The 17466-nt window shown below is 64.3% G+C and carries 16 protein-coding genes and 1 pseudogene; 7 read left to right on the forward strand and 10 right to left on the reverse strand.

All coding sequences use genetic code 11. The features are described from left to right. Positions 1–4: 4 nt before the first annotated feature. Positions 5–793 carry a (2Z,6E)-farnesyl diphosphate synthase gene (locus tag B586_RS15245; RefSeq protein ID WP_047316082.1) on the reverse strand — a complete coding sequence of 263 codons (789 nt, stop codon included), beginning with the start codon at positions 791–793 and terminating at the stop codon, positions 5–7. A gap of 140 nt (positions 794–933) precedes the next feature. Between B586_RS15245 and trhA the strand changes: the two genes are divergently transcribed. After that, on the forward strand, positions 934–1686 hold the full coding sequence (gene trhA, locus B586_RS15250; RefSeq protein WP_047316041.1) for a PAQR family membrane homeostasis protein TrhA: 753 nt from the start codon (positions 934–936) through the stop codon (positions 1684–1686). 61 nt (positions 1687–1747) lie between these two features. Here the strand turns inward: trhA and B586_RS15255 are convergent, their stop codons facing one another. From B586_RS15255 to mca, 3 genes are read right to left on the reverse strand one after another with little or no spacing between them, the layout of a single operon-like run. Beyond that, entirely contained in the window at positions 1748–3811 is a 2064-nt protein-coding gene (locus B586_RS15255) for a thioredoxin domain-containing protein (RefSeq protein WP_054879511.1), read from the reverse strand. Then, positions 3798–4103: a hypothetical protein gene (locus B586_RS15260; protein WP_054879510.1), complete on the reverse strand. Its 306-nt coding sequence runs from the start codon at positions 4101–4103 to the stop codon at positions 3798–3800. The genes B586_RS15255 and B586_RS15260 overlap by 14 nt, the downstream gene beginning before the upstream one ends. Then, the gene (gene mca, locus B586_RS15265; RefSeq protein WP_047316044.1) at positions 4100–4972 is read right to left on the reverse strand and encodes a mycothiol conjugate amidase Mca; all 873 of its coding nucleotides are present in this window, start codon (positions 4970–4972) and stop codon (positions 4100–4102) included. The genes B586_RS15260 and mca overlap by 4 nt, the downstream gene beginning before the upstream one ends. A gap of 180 nt (positions 4973–5152) precedes the next feature. Here mca and B586_RS15270 point away from each other — a divergent pair, with 180 nt between their 5' ends. Continuing rightward, on the forward strand, positions 5153–5587 hold the full coding sequence (locus tag B586_RS15270; protein ID WP_054879509.1) for a DUF4307 domain-containing protein: 435 nt from the start codon (positions 5153–5155) through the stop codon (positions 5585–5587). 224 nt (positions 5588–5811) lie between these two features. Beyond that, positions 5812–6306, forward strand: a complete 495-nt coding sequence (gene greA / locus B586_RS15275; protein WP_047316046.1) for a transcription elongation factor GreA — start codon at positions 5812–5814, stop codon at positions 6304–6306. Positions 6307–6359: 53 nt separating this feature from the next. Here greA and B586_RS15280 read toward each other — a convergent pair whose 3' ends face one another. The 4 genes from B586_RS15280 to B586_RS15295 all read right to left on the reverse strand — a co-directional run bounded on the left by B586_RS15280 (position 6360) and on the right by B586_RS15295 (position 10911). Further along, complete coding sequence (locus B586_RS15280) at positions 6360–7541, reverse strand: cystathionine gamma-synthase (protein ID WP_054879508.1); 1182 nt, start codon at positions 7539–7541, stop codon at positions 6360–6362. Between the two features lie 6 nt (positions 7542–7547). After that, positions 7548–8231 carry an RDD family protein gene (locus B586_RS15285; RefSeq protein WP_047316048.1) on the reverse strand — a complete coding sequence of 228 codons (684 nt, stop codon included), beginning with the start codon at positions 8229–8231 and terminating at the stop codon, positions 7548–7550. A 147-nt stretch (positions 8232–8378) separates the two neighbouring features. Then, positions 8379–9773, reverse strand: a complete 1395-nt coding sequence (locus B586_RS15290; protein WP_047316049.1) for a cystathionine beta-synthase — start codon at positions 9771–9773, stop codon at positions 8379–8381. A gap of 70 nt (positions 9774–9843) precedes the next feature. Further along, positions 9844–10911, reverse strand: a complete 1068-nt coding sequence (locus B586_RS15295; RefSeq protein WP_054879507.1) for an alpha/beta hydrolase — start codon at positions 10909–10911, stop codon at positions 9844–9846. 236 nt (positions 10912–11147) lie between these two features. On the opposite strand from B586_RS15295, the pseudogene B586_RS15300 reads away from it, so the two are divergent. Together B586_RS15300 and B586_RS15305 are read left to right on the forward strand one after the other, a co-directional pair. Beyond that, positions 11148–12014: pseudogene (locus B586_RS15300) on the forward strand (SGNH/GDSL hydrolase family protein); the annotation flags it as partial. A gap of 93 nt (positions 12015–12107) precedes the next feature. After that, the gene (locus tag B586_RS15305) at positions 12108–13325 is read left to right on the forward strand and encodes an acetyl-CoA C-acetyltransferase (protein WP_054880885.1); all 1218 of its coding nucleotides are present in this window, start codon (positions 12108–12110) and stop codon (positions 13323–13325) included. A gap of 143 nt (positions 13326–13468) precedes the next feature. Here B586_RS15305 and B586_RS15310 read toward each other — a convergent pair whose 3' ends face one another. Next, positions 13469–14107 (reverse strand): riboflavin synthase, encoded by a 639-nt coding sequence (locus B586_RS15310; RefSeq protein ID WP_054879506.1) that lies wholly within the window; start codon positions 14105–14107, stop codon positions 13469–13471. Between the two features lie 716 nt (positions 14108–14823). Here B586_RS15310 and B586_RS15315 point away from each other — a divergent pair. Then, positions 14824–15312 carry a hypothetical protein gene (locus B586_RS15315; RefSeq protein ID WP_156166542.1) on the forward strand — a complete coding sequence of 163 codons (489 nt, stop codon included), beginning with the start codon at positions 14824–14826 and terminating at the stop codon, positions 15310–15312. A gap of 13 nt (positions 15313–15325) precedes the next feature. Here B586_RS15315 and B586_RS15320 read toward each other — a convergent pair whose 3' ends face one another. Further along, a complete protein-coding gene (locus B586_RS15320) occupies positions 15326–16183 on the reverse strand; it encodes a Bax inhibitor-1/YccA family protein (RefSeq protein WP_054879505.1) in 858 nt (285 codons plus the stop codon). A gap of 229 nt (positions 16184–16412) precedes the next feature. On the opposite strand from B586_RS15320, the gene B586_RS15325 reads away from it, so the two are divergent. Further along, on the forward strand, positions 16413–17459 hold the full coding sequence (locus B586_RS15325; RefSeq protein WP_054879504.1) for an enoyl-CoA hydratase/isomerase family protein: 1047 nt from the start codon (positions 16413–16415) through the stop codon (positions 17457–17459). Positions 17460–17466 lie beyond the last annotated feature (7 nt).

The raw sequence follows: 17466 nt of genomic DNA on the forward strand, positions 1-17466 counted from the left end.
GTCGCTACTTGCCGTACCTGCGGTGCCTCATGCTGTAGTCGCGCAGCGCGCGCAGGAAATCGACCCGCCGGAATGCGGGCCAGTGCGCTTCGGTGAACCACATCTCTGAATACGCGCTCTGCCACAGCAAAAACCCGGACAGGCGTTGCTCGCCTGAGGTGCGGATCACCAGATCGGGGTCGGGTTGGCCAGAGGTGTACAGGTTCTCGGAAATGCCCTCGACGGTCACCGCCTCGACGAGCTCCTCGGCGGTGGCGCCGTTGGCGAGTTCCTTACCCAACAACGCGCGTACCGCGCCGACGATCTCGCGGCGACCTCCGTAGCCCACCGCGACGTTGACATGGAACGGCGCGACGCCCGGTGTGGATTCCACTGCGCCGCGCAGTCGACGGGCCGGTTCCTCGCCAAGCAGCTCTAAATCGCCGACGGTACGCACACTCCAGCGGTTGGCAGGTGCGCAGATTTCTTCGACCACGTCGGTAATGATCTCGATCAGTGCGGCGAGTTCATCGGGATCGCGTTGTAAGTTTTCGGTGGATAGCAGGTAGACGGTGGTCATTTCGATGCCGGCTTCTTGGCACCACCGCAGCATCTCGGCGATCTTGGCCGCACCCATCCGATAGCCGTAGCTGACATCGTCGTATCCGGCGTCGCGGGCCCACCGCCGGTTTCCGTCACACAGGACTGCGATGTGGCGGGGAAGTTGGGATTTCGAGGCCGCCAGACCCTGCCGCAGCCGCAGCTCGTAGAGCGCATATAACGGTTCTTTGAGCCGCGGCGGAATGATCTCCACGAGCATCTACCCTACTGTGGCAAGCAACAAATTCCGGTCCGCATTTCCGGCTTGTTATGTCGGGTCGGTGCGTTAAGCATTCCGGGTTACTGTGATTCACATCGGCCAATGGCAACTCAACGCGGGGGCAGGCAGAGGATATGAGCGGTCAGGCCGGCACGGCCAGCAACGCGGAGACTGAATCGCCGGGCTCGGCGTCGGCTAGTGCCGGTCATCAGATCGTCGAAGGGGTCACCCGCGTCCTGACCAAACCGCGCTACAAGCCTCGTTTTCGAGGCTGGATCCACATGTATTCCGCGGGAGTCGCCGTCCTTGCGGGTGCCTCACTGGTCGCGGTCTCGTGGGCGGTGGCATCCACCCGCGCCGGGCTGGCAACGTTTGCCTACACCGCGGCCACGGTGCTGATGTTCACCGTCAGCGCCACCTACCACCGCGTCCACTGGAAGTCCGCGACCGCTCAGAAATGGATGCGGCGGCTGGATCATTCGATGATCTTCGTGTTCATCGCGGGCAGCTACACCCCATTCGCGCTGCTGGCCATGCCGCCGGAGGCAGGGCGAGTGGTGTTGTGGATCGTATGGGGCGGCGCGCTGGCCGGGATCTTGCTGAAGGTGTGTTGGCCGTCGGCACCGCGCTGGGTGGGGGTGCCGCTCTACCTGCTGCTGGGTTGGGTGGCGGTGTGGTACACCGGCACGATCCTGCACAACGCCGGGGTGGCCGCCATGGTGCTGTTGTTCGTTGGCGGCGCCTTGTACAGCATCGGCGGCATTCTCTACGCGCTGCGCTGGCCCAACCCGTGGCCGGCGACATTCGGTTTCCACGAGTTTTTCCACGCCTGCACCGCGATCGCGGCGATCTGCCACTACATCGCCATGTGGTTCGTGGTCTTCTGAGCGGTCTTCACCGGCCAATGTGAAGCCAGCTTCACGTTGGCTGTCGAGCGTGAAGCCAGCTTCACGCTCGCGATGCAAACGATCCGGGCGCACCCAGGGCCGCCGCGAGTTCGACTTCGCTGGTCACCGGCAGATCGCAGGTCCGGCCGCGGCACACGTAGGCGGCGTCAGAACCATTCACGCGGTCCCGTCCAGCCAGCAGCGTTGACGAGTTCATCTCGCCGCCCACGACGATCGCCCCGCCCGGTGCCAGCCGGCGCGCGTCAGCCAGCAGAGATGACTGCTCGGGTTCTGAGGGGTTACAGGCGACCGCGATCTGCAGCGGTCCGCGCACCACGGATTCGGCCACGGCCAGCCAATGCCCGGCTGAGCGCGGCGCACGCGCCAGCAACACCGAATGCGCGCTCAGCGTGTTACCCGCGGCCAGCAAATAGCGCTCGGCGCGCGCACCATCGGTCAGGTGCGCAGCGGTCAGCAGCGCTTCGGTGATCGACGATGCCCCCGACGGCGTCGCCCCATCCTGCGGATCGGCAGGCCGCAGCATCAGCTGCTCGGCGTCGTCGGCGGTGTCGAACCAGCGGCCAGGGTGCGCTGCGTCGGCAAAGTGCCGCATCGCGGTGTCGAGCAGGTCGGTCGCCGTCGCCAGCCAGACCTTGTCGGAGGTCAGCTGGTAGAGCGCCAGCAGTCCGGTGGCCAACATCGCATGGTCTTCCAGGATCGCGGCACTGTCACCGACCACCCCGCCCAGGCTGGTCCGCCGCAGCCGGCCGTCGACCATATGCAGGTCCAGCAACGCCGTCGCGCAGTCCCGCGCGGCTCGCGCCAACTCGGGTTTTTGCAAGGCCACACTGGCCTCGGTCAAAGCGGTGATCGTCAGCCCGTTCCAGGCCGCGACGACCTTGTCATCGCGGCCGGGTTGGGCGCGGGTTCCCCGCGCAGCCAACAGCGCGGTCCGGATCCGTTGCAGTCGTTGCGGATCCGGATCCCCATGCAACTGCAGCACCGACGTCCCGTGTTCGAAGGTGCCGGACCCGGTGACGGCGAAAACGTCCGCGGCCCAACGGCCGTCTTCGGCGCCGAGCACCTCAGTCAGCTGCGCCGGCGTCCAAACATAGGTCGAACCCTCGCGACCGTCGGCGTCAGCATCCAGCGACGAAGTGAACATTCCCGCTCCGACGTTGGAGCGCAGCTCGTCGAGCAGAAAACGGGCGGTCTGCGTGGCGACCCGGCGAGCTAGCTGGTCTCCGGTACGACGGGCCCAGTGTGCGTATGCGCGCAGCAGTAGCGCGTTGTCATACAGCATCTTCTCGAAATGTGGCACCACCCAGGCGTCGTCGACGCTGTACCGGGCGAACCCGCCGGCGAGTTGGTCGTAGATGCCGCCGCGGGCCATCGCGCTGCCGGTACGTGCGACCGCCTGTAGCACGGCCGGCGACCCGGTGCGCTCATAGCTTCGCAGCAGCGCCTCCAGCAGCGCCGACGGCGGGAACTTGGGCGCTCCGCCGAAACCACCACGAACGGTGTCCTGGTCGCGCAGCACGGCTGCCACGGCGTGGTCGCACAGCGTCGACGTCACCGCCGAACCGCCGTCGGGCGGCCCCGGGAGCGCTCCAAATGCCCCGGCCATCGAGCGTAACTCGCCGGCGATGTGGTCGGACGCCTCCTCGACGTCGGCGCGGCGGTCCCGCCAGGTGTCGGAAATAGCCGAAAGAAGCTGTAAGAAAGCGGCTTTCGGATAGTAAGTGCCGCAGAAAAACGGTCGGCCGTCGGGCGTCAGAAAACATGTCATCGGCCAGCCACCCTGTCCGGTGAGCGCGACGGTGGCGTTCATGTAGACCGCGTCGATGTCGGGCCGTTCCTCGCGGTCGACTTTGACACAGACGAATCCCGCGTTCATCGCGGCGGCCACCTCGTCGTCCTCGAACGATTCGTGCGCCATGACATGGCACCAGTGACACGCGGCGTAGCCGACGGACAACAGGATCGGCACATCGCGCGCAGCGGCGTCTGCCTGTGCCCGTGGCGTCCATTGCTGCCAATGCACCGGGTTGTCGGCATGCTGGCGCAAATATGGGCTGGCGGCCAGGCCCAGGGTATTTGCGCGGGACGAATCAGCCGGGGTCATTGCCGGGTCCCGGTGGTCGCGCGGATCCGTTGCGATCGGTGCCGGGGGGCTCTTCACCAAGCTCACCGCCCAGGTCGGTGCCCTCGTCGGCGGCCTGATCAAGCTCAGGGTGCTCAGGGTCGAACGATTTGGGGACCTTTCTTAGTTGCCGGTTCATTGACCGCAACAGCAACAACGTGGCGATCAACAGCAGCACGATAACCAGCAGGCCCATCGGGCTTGCCTTGCCAAAATCGGGCCCGTGGTGCTGCGGTGCGCCATCAGCAATCACGGTGAGAAAAATATGGCTCACCCGTCTGCCTCGATTCCGGCGAACAAGTCGTGCTCCGGCACCCGGGTGGGGACCCGCGAGCGTGCCAACTCGAATTCCTCGGTCGGCCAGAGCCGCTGCTGCCAGGAGATCGGCGCCGCGAAAAATTCGGCTTTGGGGTCGATCTGGGTGGCGTGCGCCCGCAACGCGTCGTCGCGCTGGCTGAAATACGCCGAGCACTCGACGCGCGTCGTCACCCGGGACTCAAACGGGTCGTGCTCGGGGTCCCACTGCGCGAGCCACTTGTCGAATGGACCAATTTGGCCATGCTTGGCGAATTCGTCGTGCAGCACCTGCATCCGCGCCCGCAGAAAGCCGTGGTTGTAGTACAGCTTGGACACCGTCCACGGCTCGCCGGCGTCGCCGAAACGCCGATAGTCGCAGGCCGCCTCGTAGGCATCGATCGAAACCTGGTGGCAGCGAATGTGGTCGGGATGCGGGTACCCGCCATTCTCGTCGTAGGTGGTCATCACGTGCGGACGAAACTCACGAATCACCCGCACCAACGCCTCGGTGCATACTTCCAGCGGCATCAGCGCAAAGCAGTCGTCGGGCAGCGGGGGCGGCGGGTCGCCCTTGGGGAGGCCAGAGTCGATGAAGCCCAGCCAGGTGTGCTCAACCCCGAGGATCTCGGCTGCCTTCGCCATCTCGTCGCGGCGGATTTCGGCGATATGTCCATGTACATCGGGTAGGTCCATCGCCGGGTTGAGAATTTCGCCGCGCTCGCCGCCGGTCAACGTCACCACCAGCACCCGATGACCCTCGTCAGCGTAGCGGGCGAGAGTGGCAGCGCCCTTGCTGGACTCGTCGTCAGGGTGGGCGTGTACCGCCATCAACCGCAGTTCGCTCACATGCCCCCTTGTCCGTTCGCCGGTCGACCGCCTGAGCCTATAATTCCAGTTCTCGATCGATGCATCCCGTCGGCAGGGGTGCGGCACCCGACAAGCCACCCATGAACCGCGCTGACGACGATGCAGAGCAAAGAGCGATGTGGGGGCACCTCCCGCTTGCGGGGGAGAGGAGCGGCGCAGATGAACCCAGCTGCCCTCCCGCTTCCCGAGACCCGTTACGGACGTCCCCGACTGTCCGCCAAATCGCGGCGCCGCGGCGTCATCGCCCTGGCCGTGTTGGCCGTCACTGCCGGCACCGCCATCGCTGTCATCGGCTACCAACGGCTCGGCACCAGCGACGTCGCGGGCTCGCTGGCCGGCTACCAAGTGATCGACGACGAGACGGTGTTGGTGACGATCAGCGTGACGCGCTCCGACCCGTCGCGTCCGGTGGATTGCATTGTGCGGGTTCGGTCCAAAGACGGCAGCGAGACAGGTAGGCGTGAGGTGCTGGTCGCGCCATCCGAGGCGACCACGGTGCAGGTGACGACGACGGTCAAATCCGCCCGACCACCGGTGATGGCCGATATCTATGGCTGCGGCACCGACGTGCCGGGATACCTGCGCCCAGCCTGACCGAGCGACAAATGCTAGCCGACGAATATGACGTCACCCAGCTATTTTCGCGGTGGTAACATGAGTAAATGCACGGTTCCTACTGGGACCGTGTATTGCTGCATTAGTGGCCGTGAGCGGAATGAAGCAGCGGCACACGGGGCGACCCGGATACGTCCCGGGCAGCGGGGGATCAAATACTTACGCGAATTACGCGGAGCCGAGAACACAAGGAGCGCGACGAGATGACGGATACTCAGGTGACCTGGTTGACCCAGGAGTCACATGACCGACTCAAGGCCGAGCTCGACCAGTTGATCGCGAATCGTCCGGTCATCGCCGCGGAAATCAACGACCGCCGCGAGGAGGGTGACCTGCGCGAGAACGGCGGATATCACGCCGCCCGCGAGGAGCAGGGCCAGCAGGAAGCCCGCATTCGCCAACTGCAGGACCTGCTCAACAACGCGAAGGTCGGCGAAGCACCCAAGCAGTCCGGCGTGGCGCTGCCCGGCTCGGTGGTCAAGGTCTACTACAACGGCGACAAGTCCGACACCGAGACATTCCTCATCGCCACTCGCCAGGAGGGCGTCAACGAGGGCAAGCTCGAGGTGTACTCACCAAACTCACCACTGGGTGGCGCCCTGATCGACGCCAAGGTGGGTGAGACCCGCAGCTACACCGTGCCCAACGGCAACACCGTCAAGGTGACGTTGGTCAGCGCGGAGCCGTATCACTCGTAAGTACCGCGAGCGTGAATCCTGCGACGGCTAAGCGGCGTGTCGCGTCGTCAGGTTCACAGTCGGCGCAGTTGGTTCAGCGCCTGCTCGAGGTCACCCAGCAGGTCGTCGACATCCTCAATGCCGACCGAAAGCCGCACCAGGTCGTCGGGGACTTCCAGCTGCGATCCGGCCGTCGACGCGTGCGTCATGGCGCTGGGATGCTCGATCAGCGACTCCACCCCACCCAAGGATTCAGCCAAGATAAACACCTTGGTGCGGGCGCACAGATCCTGGGCGGCTTGCCGGCCGGCACGCATCCGCAGCGAAACCATGCCGCCGAAGCCACGCATCTGCCGTGCGGCGACCTCATGGCCGGGATGGCTGGGCAAGCCCGGATACAGCACGGCGCTCACCGAGGGATGCCCGGCCAGGAATTCTGCTACCGCAATGGCGTTTTCGTTGTGCCGCTGCATCCGCAGCACTAACGTCTTCAAGCCGCGCATCGTGAGGTACGCGTCGAACGGGCTTGGCACCGCTCCGGCTCCGTTCTGCAGGAAGCCGAAAGCCTGGTCCAGCTCGTCGTCGTTGGTGACCAGGGCGCCGCCCACCACGTCGGAGTGGCCACCGATGTATTTGGTGGTCGAATGCAACACGACATCCGCCCCCAGCGTCAGCGGCTGTTGCAGCGCGGGTGACGCAAAGGTGTTGTCCACCAACACCTTTGCCGAATTTTTCCGGCCGACCTCGGCAATGGCCGCGATGTCGGCGATGGACAGCAACGGATTGGTCGGTGTTTCCACCCATATCAGCCGGGTCCGTGGCGTGATCGCGGCGCGGACCGCGTCAAGGTCAGGTAGCGGTACCGGCGTGTAGGCGACGTTCCATTGGGTAAAGACCTTGTCGATCAGCCGGAAGGTGCCGCCGTAGGCGTCGTCCGGGATGACCACGTGGTCGCCCGGTCGCAGCATTGCCCGCAAAGCACAGTCGCTTGCGGCCATCCCGGAACTGAAGGCCCGCGCGAAAGCGCCGTCTTCGACCGCGGCCAGGGATGCCTCCAAAGCGGCGCGAGTCGGGTTGCCGGTGCGTGCGTATTCGAATCCGCCGCGCAACCCGCCGACGCCGTCTTGGGCAAACGTGCTGCTGGCATAAATCGGGGCGTTCACCGCCCCGGTTGCCGGATCCGGGCGATAGCCAGCATGGATAGCTTTGGTGGCTAGTCCGATGCTGCCGTGGTGTCCCTGGTGATCTTCGCTCATCGACGATCAGATCGGCAGACACACCGTCGTCATGATCTTGTCCGCCAGGGTTTGCCGTTTGGCGTCCCACAGCGGGAACAAGAACCCGATGTAACAGATGATCGCGTCGACGAAGTGTGCCAGCTGGCGCACCACCGACATCCCGAAACCGATGGGCTGCCCAGTGGTCTCGCTGACCACCTTGAACTTCATCACCGTCTTGCCGATGCTAGAGCCGGTGGTGCCCTGGCGGTAGCCGTAGTTCCAGACCAGGTAGGCCATCGCCACCAGCCATGCGAACCAGAACGCCAACATGCCGATGCCGGTGGGCTGGGTGGCGCAGTACTGGTTGACGTTGTATTGCGTGATGTCGGTGACGCACGCCTCTTGCATCGTCAGCGTCTGAATCAACAGGCCAATGCCGAGCACAACCGCGGCCGGAATGTTGTCGATGATGTAGGCCAGCACCCGGGTAATCCAGGGTGTGTAGGCCTCCGTAGGCAGTGCGCGGATCGCCGGTCCAGGTGGGGGCGGCGCGTACCCGCCGGCGGGTGGCGGAGGCGGCGGGTACGAACCGCCGGGCGGCGGAGGCGGCGGGTAGGCAGCGCCCGGCTCAGACGGGGCAGGCGCAGCCTCATACCCACCGGATGACCCAGGCGGGGGCGGAGCAGGTGGCGGGTTAGACCCGCTAGGCGGCGGTTGATCGGTCATGGGCAACCTTCCACTGCGGAGGAGCTGAACTAGGCCGCATTACCCTACCTGAGAACGAGTTCGCGCAGCGAGCGGGCGAGGGCTTCGGCGCATCAGCGGTCGCCGTATTTGTTTGTAGCCGAATTAATTTGCGGCCCGATCACCCCGCTAGCGTCGCGGCGCGCCCTCCGAGAGGAAACCCAACAAGTCGTATCGAGTAATGACCCCAACCGGTTTGCCCTTCTCCACCACCATCAACGCGTCCGAGTCGCGCAGCGCCTTGCCGGCCACACTGACCAACTCACCGGCGCCGATTAGCCGCAGCGGCGGGCTCATGTGTTCCGAGACGGCGTCGGCCAAGCTGGCACGACCTTCGAACACGGCCGAAAGCAGTTCCCGTTCAGAGACGCTGCCGGCGACCTCGCCCGCCATCACCGGCGGCTCGGCGCCGACAACCGGGATCTGGGAGACCGCGTACTCACGCAGAATGCCAATGGCGTCACGCACCGTCTCCGACGGATGGGTGTGCACCAAGTCGGGCAGCGCGCCCGATTTCCGGCGCAACACATCACCCACCGTGGGCTGCTCGGTCGACCCGTCCAGGCGGCTACGCAGGAACCCATACGACGACATCCAGGCGTCATTGAAGATCTTCGACATGTAGCCACGGCCGCCGTCCGGCAGCAAGACCACGACCAACGCGTCCGGCCCAGCTTCCTCGGCCACCTGCAAGGCGGCCACAACCGCCATGCCGCACGACCCGCCGACCAGCATCGCTTCTTCGCGGGCCAACCGCCTGGTCATATTGAACGAGTCGGAGTCAGACACCGCGATGATCTGATCGGGCACCGTCGGGTCGTACGCCGCCGGCCAGAAGTCCTCGCCCACCCCCTCGACCAGATATGGCCGGCCGGTACCACCCGAATACACCGACCCTTCCGGGTCGGCACCGATAATGCGTACCGATCCGCCGGACACCTCCTTGAGGTAGCGGCCCGCGCCGGTGATCGTCCCGCCAGTACCGATGCCGGCGACGAAATGGGTGACCTTGCCGTCGGTGTCGGCCCAAATCTCGGGGCCGGTGGTCTCGTAGTGGCTGGCCGGTCCTGCTGGGTTGGCGTACTGGTCGGGTTTCCAAGCACCGTCGATCTCCGCGACCAACCGGTCGGAAACGCTGTAGTAGCTGTCCGGGTCGTCGGGCGGGACGGCCGTCGGACACACGACGACCTCTGCGCCGTAGGCCAGCAGGACATTCCGTTTATCCTCGCTGACTTTGTCGGGGCAGACGAACACACACTTATACCCGCGATGCTGGGCGACCAAAGCCAGACCAACACCGGTATTGCCCGACGTAGGTTCGACGATGGTGCCACCCGGCTTCAGCTGACCGCTGGCCTCTGCCGCATCGATCATCTTGGCCGCGATCCGGTCCTTGGAGCTACTCCCGGGGTTGAGATATTCGACCTTTGCCGCCACGGTTCCGGCGCCGGCCGGGACGACGGAATTCAGGCGGACCAGTGGCGTGCCGCCGATGAGGTCACTGATGTGCTGCGCAATCCGCATGCGTTCATCGTCTCAGGCGAATTTTTGCCACCGACAACCACTCGGGGTGATGGCGGGCCACCCCGATCCGCTATCCGGTGGCCTCGCGGATGTACTCGCCAATCTGGCGCAGCGAACGGACCGCCTCCGGCACCAGTGGCGCGGCCAGCTGAAAGTCGTGGACCTGGCCAGGCCAGACCCGTACCTCGGCCGGCACACCAACCGCCGCCAGCCGGCTGGCGGCCAACTGCGCGTCGTGCAGCAGCACCTCAGATCCAGAAACGTGAATCAAAGTCCGCGGCAGGCCGGGTTTGATGTGTTCCAAGGGTTCATAGATCTCTTCTGGCTTGCCGTCGACTTTGCACTGCGCAGCCGCGCTAGCAACCAATGCGACAAGCGCGTCGAATGCCCTTGCCGGGAACATTGCGTCGCTCTTAATGTTGGGATGCGCCTGTTTGTATTCCTTTGCTAGCTGCAGCAGTGGCGAGATAGCCACCAGCGCTGCTGGCTCCTCGCCTTCGTCCTGCAGCCGCTGCGCGAGCGCAAGCGCGAGATATCCACCGGCGGAATCCCCAGCCAGCACAATCTGCCCGGGGTGGTATCCGCGCACCCGCAACGACCGGTACGCGTCGTAACAGTCCTCGAGGGCCATCCCGATCGAGTGCTTAGGCAGCAGCCGATAATTGACCACAAGAACCGGCGAGTCAGCAAAGTTCGACAGCGTCTCGACGAGCTTGCCGTGCGAGTTTGCTCCACAGGTCAAGAACGCACCGCCGTGCAAGTAGATAATTACCCGCCGGCTGCCGTCCGCGGGTAGCACTCCAGGCGCTCGCACTAGCTGAGCTGACGCGTTGGGCAAGCTCACCGCGGCCCGAATGGCTGCGGACCTGGGGAGCAGAACGCTGGACGCCACATCGATGAGGCCCCACGGCCACGGCACGCTAGGAATGTAGCTGCCGACCGCCAAAGCTGGCCGGATCGTGAGTCGTGACGCCAGCGTGGCAACTCGCGCAGCAACGCTGGGCCCGGATTCGAGAACCTCGACCGGGGCACCGTCACTGATCGCGAATCTGCGGGCCTCAACTCTACGTGCCGTGAATACCTCATGTGGGCGGATGGCATCACGGGGTGAGCCGGATACCTTGCTGAGTGCGGTCATGTCGACACTTCCTACGCCTTTGTAGTTATGTGACGAGGCGGCTAAGCGTCCGGTTCAAACCGCTCCCCGGGGCGTTCAACCAACCTCTCGGACTTAGCTTGCCAGCCGTTTCTGAGTAAAACGTTTGAAGAGTCTGATTCGATACCACAATTGATCCACACCGTAATCGCGTTATTTCTCAGCTCCTCAAGCAAATGTCATCGTGGCCGTCTTAAACTAGTGGCGTGACCGTAAGGGTGCCGCGGCGGTCGATGATCGCTCTGGCCACAGCGGGTGCACTCGCCTCGACAGGCACGGCCTATCTGGGCGCACGTAATCTGCTGGTTGGCCAGGCGACACACGCGCGCACTGTCATCCCTAAATCCTGGGATATCCCGCCACGCGCCGACGGCGTGTACGCCCCCGACGGCGGGCCCGGGCAGCGCTGGCAGCGCGGCGTGCCTGCCGACCTGCATCTCATGATTTTTGGTGACTCCACGGCGACCGGGTATGGCTGCGGCAGCGCCGAGCAGGTGCCGGGCGTGCTCATCGCGCGCGGACTGGCAGAGCAGACCGGTAAGCGGATCCGGCTGAGCACCAAAGCTATTGTCGGCGCCACCTCAAAAGGCGTGTGCGGCCAAGTCGATGCGATGTTCGTGGCGGGACCGCCGCCGGACGTGGCGGTGATGATGATCGGCGCTAACGACGTCACCGCACTCAACGGCGTCAGCCAGTCGGCGCGACGGCTGGGCTTGGCGGTGCACAGATTGCACACCGGGGGTGCGGTGGTGGTCGTTGGGACCTGCCCGGATCTGGGGGTCATCTCCGCCATCCCGCAGCCACTGCGCTGGCTGGCAAGCACTCGGGGGCTGCGGCTGGCCCGAGCCCAAGCCGCGGCCGTCAGGGCAGCCGGCGGTGTGCCGGTACCGCTGGCGCACCTGCTGGCCCCCCAATTCCGGGCCACGCCCGAGCAGATGTTTTCCGCCGACGGTTACCACCCCTCGGCGACGGCATATGCGCTGGCGGCCGACCAGCTGCTGCGGGTGCTGTGCGACGCGCTGGGCGACAAGAGCAACCCCCCGGTGCCGCAGTCGCCCTTGCGGCCCGGGCCGTCCGAACCAGAGGGCAGCGACTAGATTTAGCTACGTCTTCTTACGGCTCGTCGCCGGTGGCCTACCACCTGTCTGTGAGCCTGCACCCCAATGGAGGGAATCACCATGCCGGAAGCCGTCATCGTTGCCACCGCCCGCTCCCCGATCGGCCGCGCTATGAAGGGGTCGCTGGTCAGTATGCGACCCGATGACCTGGCCGTTCAGATGGTGCGCGCCGCCCTCGACAAAGTGCCAGCGCTAAACCCACACCAGATCGACGACCTCATCTTGGGATGTGGCCTGCCAGGCGGTGAGTCCGGTTTCAACATGGCCCGCGTGGTGGCCGTCGAACTCGGCTATGACTTCCTGCCGGGCACCACGGTCAACCGGTACTGCTCGTCGTCGCTGCAGACCACCCGGATGGCTTTTCACGCGATCAAGGCCGGTGAGGGCGACGCGTTCATCTCCGCGGGTGTAGAGACAGTGTCGCGGTTCGGCAAAGGCAACTCCGACTCCTGGCCGGACACCCACAATCCGCTCTTCACCGAGGCCCAGCAACGCTCGGCAGCGGCCGCCGCGGGCGCCGACGAATGGCACGATCCCCGCACCGACGGCAAGCTGCCCGACGTCTATATCGCGATGGGCCAGACCGCTGAAAACGTCGCCATACTCACCGGCATCAGCCGTGAAGACCAAGACCGCTGGGGGGTACGCAGCCAAAACCGGGCCGAGGAGGCAATCAAGAGCGGGTTCTTTGAGCGCGAAATTTCCCCGGTCACCCTCCCCGACGGCAGCACGGTGAGCACCGATGACGGGCCACGACCGGGTACTACTTACGAGAAGGTCGCCGAGCTCAAACCCGCGTTCCGGCCTAATGGCACCGTCACCGCAGGAAACGCCTGCCCACTCAACGACGGTGCCGCCGCATTGGTGATCACCAGCGACACGAAAGCCAAGGAACTGGGCCTGACACCGCTGGCGCGCATCGTGTCCACCGGAGTCAGCGGGCTCTCACCGGAGATCATGGGCCTGGGCCCGGTCGAGGCGTGCAAGCAGGCGCTGCAACGCGCCGGCATGTCGGTGAGCGACATCGACCTGGTCGAGATCAACGAAGCCTTCGCGGTGCAGGTCCTGGGCTCAGCCCGCGAGCTGGGAATCGACGAAGACAAGCTGAACGTGTCGGGCGGGGCGATCGCGCTAGGTCACCCGTTTGGCATGACCGGCGCACGTATCGCTACCACGCTGCTGAACAACCTCACCAGCTACGACAAGACGCTGGGTCTGGAAACCATGTGTGTCGGCGGCGGGCAGGGCATGGCGATGGTGATCGAGCGGCTCAGTTAGGGCCGCCGCGTCCGACGAATAGGGCAGCCAGCTGGTGATGGCTCTAACCAGCTCCCTGTGGCGTGTGACGTTCGTCGTGTGCTGATGGGCGCAGGCGATCGTGGGATAAATGACTCCCGTCAACCATCTGGCGGGTATCGGGGTTAGCGTAGTTGAGGTAGGTGTTCGTCGCGCAAGCGATCGGCCACCACGCGCTCAACTGTGTCCACGATCGCCACGGTGCGCGGGTCGAGCTCCACGTTCACGCGATCGCCGACCTGTTTGCGCGCGAAGTTGGTGACGCGCAACGTCTCAGGGATCAGATGGACGTCGAATGTTCCGTCATTCCGCGTCTGTCCCACCGTGAGACTTGAGCCATCGAGCGCGATGAAACCTTTGTACAAAATGTACTTCATCCACGCTGCCGGCACTTGGATTGTGAGATCCAGCTGGCCGCCGACAGCGGTAGCGCGCGTCACAGTGCCCGTGCCAATCACGTGTCCATACACGTCATGTCCTCCGAGTTCGTCACCGTGGCGCGCGGAGCGTTCAACGCTCACGCCGCGCCCGACCGACAAATCCCCGAGTGTCGTAAGTGAGCGCGTTTCCTGCATCGCGTCGAATGAAAGCGTTGTGGCCGTGTGCGAGACGACAGTGCAGCACACGCCATCGATCGCCACGCTGGCACCGACGTGCACGTCGCGGGCGAGCTCCGCACTCAGCTCGACGGAGAAGCGCGTGAAGCCTGGGTGCGTTTCAACGAAGGTTACCGGGAAAACGCCGCGCGTGATGCCTGTGTACATTGCTGAGAATCTATATTAGCTTCAGTCTCGACGGCAGCCAGGTGCGTTGAGACTTCTCCCCAAAGCTCCAAGACATGAACTCGTGTTCCGTGGCCAGCGTGCAGAGCCGTTGTGCACCAACGTTTCCTGGCAGACACAGCCATACTGACTGCACTGTTGACCATCGCGGTATCGACGGTAGTAGAAAACGCGCACGCACGATCACCCGCGAGAAGCAGTCCACACCACAGCTCGTTGGGCTGGGTCGCGGTGAACTGCCGATTGATCAGGTCCGCGGGAATATCCACGTGGATGAGGTTGGGCGTGCGGCGTCCTGGTCGTGGTACTACGTAGCGACCTGCTCGGACATGATCGCGTTGGCCAGTTTGCGGTTGACGTTCGTGTCGTAGTCGGCTAGCAGAGCGGCGCGGACACGTCCCACGATCCGACACCAGCCGTCGCCGATGGTAGTGCAATAGGAAACGCGCCAATCCTGTTATTCGGCAACCGGTTCGCCCGATCGCGACCGAGCGACGATTCGCCGGCGCACCGATGACGAGTACATCCGGGGCGTGACCTCCTGATGATCACTCTACCCTCGACTCTCATAACCGTGGACCAACAACACGGCGACCAATTCAGGGGCCCGGTCACTCGGCATCTACGGGACTCCACCCATTGATCTGGCGCTCGGGGTCCGTCAAGTAATGCTGCGCGGTATGGTATTACGGTGGTCCATGCAGACGAAATCGACAAGGAAGACCACGATCGGGTATGCCCTGGCGGCGACCGCTCTGATGTTCGGTGTCGGCGCAATGGCAGCAGCGCCTAGTGTAATTGCCGATCCCAATAGTCAGTGCACAGTCCCGGAGAGCCTAGACGAGGTAACGTTCCTCTTCGACGACGATGCAACCAAGACGCCCGAGAATCCGTATGCGGGCACCCAGTGGCAGATGACCTTCCATCCGGATGGCACGTACGAGTACACAATCCTCAACGACGGCTCACAGCACGCCGGGACCTACACTTACCAAACTACGTCACCGATTGCCGGCGTCATCAGTGCGTCAGAAGTTTTCAATGGCACGCCAGCGCAGTACACGCAGACCCTCACGTGCGCGACCAGCACCACGGGAACCTACTTGTACTCACAGACCACAGGAACTGAACCAGCCCAGCGCAGCAATACCGCTAAGTACACGATCCTCTCGGGGCCAGCCAGCTAGCGATCCTTGGTCGCTAGTCGTTCTGCAGATAACTCAGCAGACGCAGGATCTCCAGGTACAGCCAGACCAGCGTGACGGTCAAGCCCAGAGCAATCCCCCACGCCGCCTTCTCCGGCGCTCCCGCGCGGATCATCTGGTCGGCCGCATCGAAGTCGATCAGGAAGCTGAATGCCGCGATGCCGATACACACCAGCGAGAAGATGATCGCCACCGGTCCGCCGCTGCGCAGGCCGAGACCTGTTCCGCCACCCACCCCGAACATCGCCAGCACGAAATTGCCGAGCATCAGGGCTAGCACCCCGAACATCCCTGCGACCAGCATTCGGGTGAACTTCGGGGTGACCCGGATGGCCCCGGTTTTGTAGACGACGAGCATCCCGAAGAACACCCCGAAGGTGCCCAGAACGGCCTCGCCGATCAACGCGCCGGCGCTGGCGGACGACACCCGGAAGTTGGCGAAGAGGAACGAAACCGCGCCGAGGAACAATCCCTCGAGGACGGCGTAGCTGAGCACGATTGCCGGGCTGTCCTGCTTGCGCCCAAAGGTGGCGACCAGCACCAGCGCCAAGCCACCAAAAGCGCCGACCAGGGTGAGCGGGGCGGCTAGTGCGAGATTCGATGCCACCAGGAAGAAGGAGACCACGGCCGAGGCCATCAACACCGCCAGCGTCATGCCGGTCTTGGTAACGACGTCGTCGATGGTCAGTGGCCGCGAGACCCGAGCCGCACGAGTCTCCTGGTAGGGAGCCGCGGCGTAGGGATCGGCTTGGTAGTACCCCTGCTGCATCGGGGCCGCGCCAGTGCCGAACTGCGCGTATCCGCCCCTCTGCTTAGGCAGCGAACGAAATACCGGGTTGCTTGTCTCGCGCACCGTCGGATCCTCTCTTGTGGCTGTGGCTTCGAGCTTTCAACGATCAATCGCTCGCCCGAGTTCCCATCGAGCTGCAGTTTTCTTCGATATTGCCGGGCTCGTATGTTGTTGTCTGGATAAACATAAACCTTACCCGCGGGCACCATCGAGCTAGCAACGATCTAGATTGCTGATCAATGCGTTGGGCAGCATTTTCGGTCGGATTCTCCAATGAGCGGGAGGTTAGGGCGTGGCTGGCGAATCGGATGAGGTCCTGGCCCGCGTTGAGGCTGGCGTCGGCCTTATCACGCTTAACCGGCCCAAGGCGATCAACTCGCTGAACCAGCAGATGGTGGACGCGTTGACCGCCCTACTCACCCGTTGGGAAGACGACGACGCGGTGCACGCGGTGGTGCTATCTGGAGCTGGGGAACGCGGACTGTGCGCCGGCGGTGATGTCGTGGCGATCTATCACAGCGCCCGGGCGGACGGGGTCGCGGCACGACGGTTCTGGCGCAGCGAGTACCTGCTCAACGGCCAAATCGCCCGGTTCGTCAAGCCGTACGTGTCGTTGATGGACGGCATCGTGATGGGCGGTGGCGTCGGCGTCGGCGCACACGCAAACACCCGGGTGGTGACCGATACCTCGAAGGTGGCCATGCCCGAGGTCGGCATCGGGTTCATCCCCGACGTCGGCGGGACATACCTGTTGTCCCGAGCGCCTGGCGCGCTGGGTCTGCATGCCGCGCTCACCGGAGCGCCGTTTTCCGGGGCCGACGCCATAGCACTGGGCTTCGCCGACCACTATGTGCCACACCGCGACCTCGACGCGTTCACCCGAGCGGTCATTGCCGACGGCGTCAACAGCGCACTAGCCGGCTACGCTATCGAACCTCCACCAAGCAACCTTGCCGCACAACGTGATTGGATCGACGAGTGTTACATGGGTGACACCGTCGAAGACATCATCGCCGCGTTGCGTGGACATCGGGGAGATGGGGCGGGACCTGCTGACGACGCCGCCAACCTGATCGCCAGCCGCTCCCCCGTCGCATTGTCGGTCACGCTGGAGGCGGTGCGTCGCGCCGCCAAACTGGAAACGCTGGAAGATGTTCTGACCCAAGATTATCGGGTGTCGTCGGCGTCACTACGCTCACACGACCTGGTGGAGGGCATCCGCGCGCAGCTGGTCGACAAAGATCGCAATCCACAATGGGCGCCGGCGACACTAGCCGAAGTCACCGCAGCCGACATCGATGGGTATTTCGAGCCGGTCGATGACGACTTGAATTTCTAGGAGGGTC

This window comes from Mycobacterium haemophilum DSM 44634 (assembly GCF_000340435.2).
Taxonomy (GTDB): domain Bacteria; phylum Actinomycetota; class Actinomycetes; order Mycobacteriales; family Mycobacteriaceae; genus Mycobacterium; species Mycobacterium haemophilum.